1 protein-coding gene is annotated in these 1,142 nt (G+C 68.4%); it reads left to right on the plus strand.

Going from position 1 to position 1,142, the window contains the following annotated elements:
• Positions 1–1,142 (plus strand): amino acid adenylation domain-containing protein (locus AB0J80_RS38520; RefSeq protein ID WP_364714793.1); only part of this gene is annotated, 1,142 nt, incomplete at both ends.

Here is a 1,142-nt window from a genome sequence, read left to right on the forward strand (position 1 = left end):
GGGCGGCGTTCGTGCCGTTGGACCCGGAGTATCCGGCCCAGCGTCTGGCGCAGATCGTCGCGGACAGCGGCGCGGAGTTGGTGGTCGACACCGACGTGGATGTGTCTCTTGGCGGCGCGCCCGTCCCGGTGGTGCGCATCGACCAGGACGCGTTGGCGTATGTGATCTACACATCCGGGTCGACGGGTGTGCCGAAGGGTGTCGCGGTCACCCATCGGGGTGTGGCGAACCTGGCGTCGGTGATGGCGCCGGTGTTGGGTGCGGGTGCGGTGACGTTGCAGTTCGCGTCGTTTAGCTTCGACGCGTCGATCCTGGACATCGTCGTCGCCCTGTCCAGCGGCGGCACGCTTGCGATTGCTACGGCTGAGCAACGTCAGGATGTGCAGGCGTTGTCGGCGATGATCCGTGACAGCCGTGTGCAGGTGGCCAGTGTGGTGCCGTCGTTGCTGGCGGTTTTGGACCCGGCAGAGGTGCCCGGGGTGCGTAACTGGGTACTCGGCGCGGAGCGGCTCTCGGCGGAGCTGGCGAACCGGTGGACCGCGCACACCAGGGTGTGGAACACCTACGGGCCGACCGAGGCCACCGTGATCACTACCGCGGTGCCACTGGGGTCGCATGCCGATGTCGCCCCGCCGATCGGCGCACCGATCGGTAACACCCGGGTGTTCGTGTTGGACGAGTTCCTCAACCCGGTCCCACCAGGCGTCACCGGCGAGGTGTATATCGCCGGTGCCGGCCTGGCCCGCGGCTATCTCGGCCGGGCAGGGCTGACCGCGGCGTCGTTCGTGGCGGGTCCAAACGGTGAGCGGTGGTATCGCTCGGGTGACCTGGCGAGGTGGGACCTCGAGGGTCAGCTGCATTTCGTCGGGCGGGTGGATGAGCAGGTGAAGATCCGCGGGTTGCGGGTCGAGCCGGGTGAGGTCGCGGCGGTCCTGGAGACCCACGAGGACGTGTCGCAGGCGGCGGTGATCCTGCGGGACAACCGGCTGGTCGCCTACGTCGTGTCGGCTGTCGAACCCGAGGTGTTGAAGGCCTACGCCGCGCAGCGGCTGCCGGACTACATGGTCCCAGCCGCGTTCGTCGCGTTGGAAGCCATGCCGTTGACCGTGAACGGCAAGCTCGACCGTTCCGCACTGCCCGCC

Source organism: Actinoplanes sp. NPDC049548, from assembly GCF_040676695.1.
In the GTDB taxonomy this organism is placed as follows: Bacteria; Actinomycetota; Actinomycetes; order Mycobacteriales; family Micromonosporaceae; genus Actinoplanes.